General features: G+C 38.7%; 2 protein-coding genes and 1 pseudogene. 1 reads left to right on the forward strand and 2 read right to left on the reverse strand.

Annotation, left to right across the window (positions count from 1 at the left end):
- Positions 1-99 (reverse strand): annotated as a pseudogene (locus LEP1GSC062_RS25030) (transposase); the annotation flags it as partial.
- Between the two features lie 691 nt (positions 100-790).
- Here LEP1GSC062_RS25030 and LEP1GSC062_RS16145 point away from each other — a divergent pair.
- The gene (locus LEP1GSC062_RS16145) at positions 791-1267 is read left to right on the forward strand and encodes a cyclic nucleotide-binding domain-containing protein (RefSeq protein WP_010578854.1); all 477 of its coding nucleotides are present in this window, start codon (positions 791-793) and stop codon (positions 1265-1267) included.
- A 92-nt stretch (positions 1268-1359) separates the two neighbouring features.
- Here LEP1GSC062_RS16145 and LEP1GSC062_RS16150 read toward each other — a convergent pair whose 3' ends face one another.
- Positions 1360-4431, reverse strand: coding sequence for a response regulator (locus LEP1GSC062_RS16150; protein ID WP_020984870.1), 3072 nt, complete (start codon positions 4429-4431; stop codon positions 1360-1362).
- Positions 4432-5000: the final 569 nt, after the last annotated feature.

Genomic DNA, 5000 nt, shown 5'->3' on the forward strand with positions numbered 1-5000 from the left:
GTAGTTTTTCATCGCCTGGTTCTGGTTGTATTTGCCACTCTCTATTTCCTTGATCACTTTCATCTTGAACGCTTCGCTGTAACGTCTGATCGTTGTCATTTTCCCTTCCTTTTTCTGACAACTTTTTCTAGGACGCTACAGGATGATGTTTCCTCGGAAATTTTGTCGTTTATCAATTTGTCTCCTTAGAAGTGGAATCGAAAAATGTGGGCTTTTTCAAGATCTCGTTTTCATTTTGACAAGATTTTATTTCTAATTGTTTCGACAAACGATTTCAGGAAGAGGTCGTTTTACTGGCAATTCAAGTCTGCTTAGCATTCGTTTGAGGAATCGTTTTTCTTATTATTTTCAAACTGTGCTTTTATTATTTGAGTGGTGTAGTTTGGGGACAATTGCCAATTCTATCAATTTAACGAAAAAAGGCTGATGGATTTTCAGAGTTTGTCCCAAAAACTCCGGTTTTATTCGAATCTCCCGGGACTGGAAACCTCGGAGTTTTTTGTAGAGAAATTCCGACGATTGATCCAATCGTTTCGCGCAAGGAGGCGCCATAATAAAAAAGAAATATTTCATGGTTTCAAAACGCACTCAAATGCGATTTTGCGAATCAGAAAATAGGGGAAGTTTTTTTGAGTCGCAAAAATACTGGAAAGAACGCGAAACCTATGGCATTCGATTTGAATTGAATACAGAATATAAAGTACATTTTTGAGTATCTGGGAACTGGGTTACGGAACCTGCTTGCATTATTTAAACTGAATTTTACATTCGCATTTCGGGAAATACTATTATGCAACATACGAAAGAAGAAATTCTAAAAGACATATATCTTTTCTCCAATTTTACGGAAGACGAATTGAGTGCCATTGCGGAAAAGACGGAATATAAAGTTTACGAACAAGGTGATGCAATTTTTCACGAAGGCAACGATGCAAAGGCGTTTTTCGTGGTGATTTACGGAACTTTAAAAGTTCTTACCTCCACTGAAAAAGGGGACGACGTGAATGTGACCACCATAGCAACAGGCGATCATTTTGGTGAATTGCCATTTTTGGATCCGGGTAAACGTTCCGCTTCGGTAGAAGCGATGGAGAGATCCGAACTTTTGAGAATTCCCTACGATCATTTAAAAGCGGTCTTTGAAAAAGATTCCAAAGCTTCTTTAAAATTTTATCAGGCGATTTCCCATTTTTTAGCTAAACGTTTGAGAATGTTGACGCACGATTTGACTTATGCAAGGGAACTGAGAAAGAGATATACGATCTGATTTCTAAAAAAAACCGGTATATTTTGACTGCGAGAAGATAGGGACGATCGGCGAAGATCTTATAAGAGTATTCAAAATCTTTAAAAAACATTCTAAGATTGAAAAAGGAGAATGATCGCAGACTCTATGTCCTGAATTTGGATCGGTTTGGCAATATAGGCGTCCATGCCCGCTTCCAGACATTTTTCTTTGTCTCCTTCCATTGCGTTAGCCGTCATTGCTACAATTACCGGTTTCGATTTTGCGAAATCTTTTCGGATAAGATGTGTGGCTTCGTAGCCGTCCATCTCAGGCATTTGGATGTCCATAAAAATTAGATCGTAATTCCGCTCTTTCAGACATTCGATTGTTTCCAGGCCGTTTAAAGCTGTATCCGCAGTATACCCAAGTTTCATAAGAAGACGAAGAGCAATTTTCTGATTAATTAAGTTGTCTTCGACTAAAAGAATTTTGAGTGGAATCCTTTCAGAGAGTAGCTTTTCATTTTCTCCTTGTTTTTCTTCTTTTGGAACCTTGGTGGGAAACGCTTTTTCGAAATTTTTACTGAGTTCTTCCAAAAGAATCGGTTTAAACATCATAAAGATATTAAATCCGGGACGGTTGAAAAGTCCGTTCGTAACGTGATAATAGGAATCCTTCAGTTCCTTTTCCACAAAAAGAATGATCGTAAGTTTTAAAGAAGGGTTTTGATTTTTGAGTTCGTCCAACATCTCGGGTAGATTCATATCCGGAAGGTTTAGGTCCGTTAGAAAAATTCCGATTTTTTCTTCTCCGCGGATGACACGAATCGCTTCTTTTGCCGTCTTTACAATCTTAACCGAAAATCCGTTTCGTTCGCAGAATTTTTTTATCTGTTCCCTAAAGTCGAATTCTTGGAGCGAAAGGATTGCTATGGTTGCCAAGTTCTTAGAATGAAGTTCCTGAATTCCAGCCGGGATTTCGTATTCTAATCTTTCCGTAAGAATGGATAAGGTAAATTCGGAGCCTTGATTCACTTGACTTTTTACGATGATTTCACCTTTCATCAACTCGGCTAATTTTTTACTGATCGTAAGACCGAGCCCAGAACCTCCGTATTTCCGAGTGGTGGAAGAATCCACCTGACTGAAAGCCCTAAAAAGAAGTTCCAATTTCTCTTCGGCGATGCCGATTCCCGTGTCCTTTACATGAAAGATGATTCTGAATTTATTGTTCGGAAATTTTTCGGCTTCCACTTTCAAAAGTATTTTTCCTTTTTCCGTGAACTTAATCGAGTTTCCGAGAAGATTTGTCAAAATTTGTCTCAGTCTGTACGGGTCGGAGATAATCCAATTCGGAACCAGGGAGGATATACTGAATTCGATCACAAGGCCTTTCTCTTCCGCCATGGGACGGAATAAATTGATCACATCGCTCGTGAGTTTTTCCGGAGATACGGGTTGCATTTCGAGTGTAAGCTGTCCCGATTCGATTCTCGAAAGATCAAGAATGTCGTTTAACAAAATAAGTAGATTTTGCCCACTCGACTTGATGATATCCAAGTATTCTTTTTGTTCCGCACCGAGAGGCGTGCCTTCCAAAAGACTTACCGTACCGATTACTCCATTGAGAGGGGTTCTAATTTCATGACTCATCATCGCTAGAAAGTCCGTTTTTGCTTTGGACGCGGCTTCGGCGCTTTCTTTGGCACGCTTTAGAGAATCTTCATATACCTTTCGTTCGGTGATTTCGTGCCAGACCGAGAGAAAAACTCGCTTTTGACTGATTATGATGGGAATCAGAGTGACTTCTGTGGAAAATTCTTCTCCGTTAAAACGTTTATAGACCCATTCAAATGTGTAAGAACCTTTTTTCAGGGCGATCGATTCGAATTCGCTCATCATCTTTTTTTCTATTCTTCCGTCGGCTTGAATTTCCGCCGAGAAATGAGCCGGATGTTTTCCTAAAACGAGTTTTTTATCGGAACATCGGAGCATTTTCAGAGTTGCAGGGTTACATTCGAAAATTCCGGAGTCGTCGTATAACACGTGAGGTTCGCTCGAACGTTCAAATAGAAGTTTGAATTTTTCTTCGGCTAACTTTTTATCCGTGATGTCTACGGAAATCGCGCTGACTCCTGTAATTTCGTATTCCGCGTTTCTGATCGGATGAAAGGAAAGTTCGCTGAAAACGAAGGTTCCGTCCTGATTTGGTCTTTTGCCCGCTACGCTAAACTTTTCTCCAGACAATGCCCTATCATAGAATTCCTTCCAATATTCGAAAACCTTCGGAGGAAGTTCCTTTTGAAATACGTTAAAACCGGGCGAGATTTCAGAATGATAAAAGTCCTGCATTGCGTTTTGGAATTGAGAATTGAATATGAGTAATTGATAATTTTTATCGATGGACCATATCATCGCTTCCAAGTTTTCAATAATCGCGTTCAGGTTGGTTTCCTGTTCCGTTATCGTTGCCGCTTGTTCCAAGATAAATTTTCGCGCGTTGATTTTTTCGGTGATATCTTTGATCTGAACTAGAATGATTCGGTTCAAACGGGTGGAAACCGTTCGAAAGGACGTATTTCCCCAAAATTTTCGACCCCGAAATGTTTGAAATTCCACTTCCCAGGAGGGGGTTTCTCCAGATAAAATTTTTCTCTTTCTGGATTCGTATTCGGAAAAGGAAAATCCCGGGGTAAGTAAATTCGAAAATGGAATATTCAAAATATCGGATGGACCTTGGGTTTCGAAATATAGATTTGCGGTTTGGTTGGCTTCGAGAATCAGATCTTTTTCCGGATCGAGCAATAGAATCGTGTTAGTCGATTTCTGAAAGATCGTAGAACGAAGTTCCGCGTCCTGTAAAAAAATACTAGGAGTTTGCGAAAGGGATAATTTTGAATCTGTAAAAAACGAAAGTAAAATATGATTTTGTCCTAAGGCTAAAACCTGGATTTCTAAGTTTAAAGATTCTTTTTTTTGATTTTGATAACTCGCCTTAAGGAAAGAAGTTTTTTCATTTGGAGATCGGGCTTCCTCCCAGATAGAAGTCCAGGATTCGGATGTTGTCCAACTCCATTGGGAAGGATGGATTCGATTCTCTAAATTCTCTCTAAACTCCTGAAACGGCTGATAAAAGTTCCAGGTGATCACATCTCCTGAAGAATTCAAGATTAGAAAATTGAAATCAGGTCGTAAAGAAGTCATTTATTCCTATAACCAAGACAGAGGGTTTTATAATTTTCTACATTGAAAATATCAAACAAGCAAAATAAGAAAATGTTTTGAAGAAAAAGAATATTCTCAAATGGAAATCATGTTTTAGTGTGAAAGCCGCTCCATATATATTACATTTTCCATAATTTTCAAGGGATTTGATTCTGGTTTAAAAAATTCGTTTTTTAGAGAAGTGCAAGATAAAATTTTTTGGTCTTCATAGAACTTTTTTTATCGACTGTATTTTTTAAGGAATGTAAAAGAACCTTGGGTCTTTTCTTTTTTGATCAAGGGATATTTGGATAATCGGGTTTGATTGACTTTTTGTTCCCGATCCCTAGAGTGCCGGTACATCTGTCTCCAAAAAAACTCGGCATCTCTCTTTGTACTGATCGACCCGGGTATAACAGCTACTCGAGTTCATGTGATTTGTCAAGTGATCTGTAAAACGATTTATGGAGTGGCGTATTCGGTTTCGGGAATAAGACAACCGGTTTCAAGGAAAACATGGCGCTTGAACCTTCGTCAGATACTTTGTAATAAAAAATTTAAATTTTGAG

It is taken from the genome of Leptospira alexanderi serovar Manhao 3 str. L 60 (assembly GCF_000243815.2).
GTDB classification, from domain to species: Bacteria; Spirochaetota; Leptospiria; order Leptospirales; family Leptospiraceae; genus Leptospira; species Leptospira alexanderi.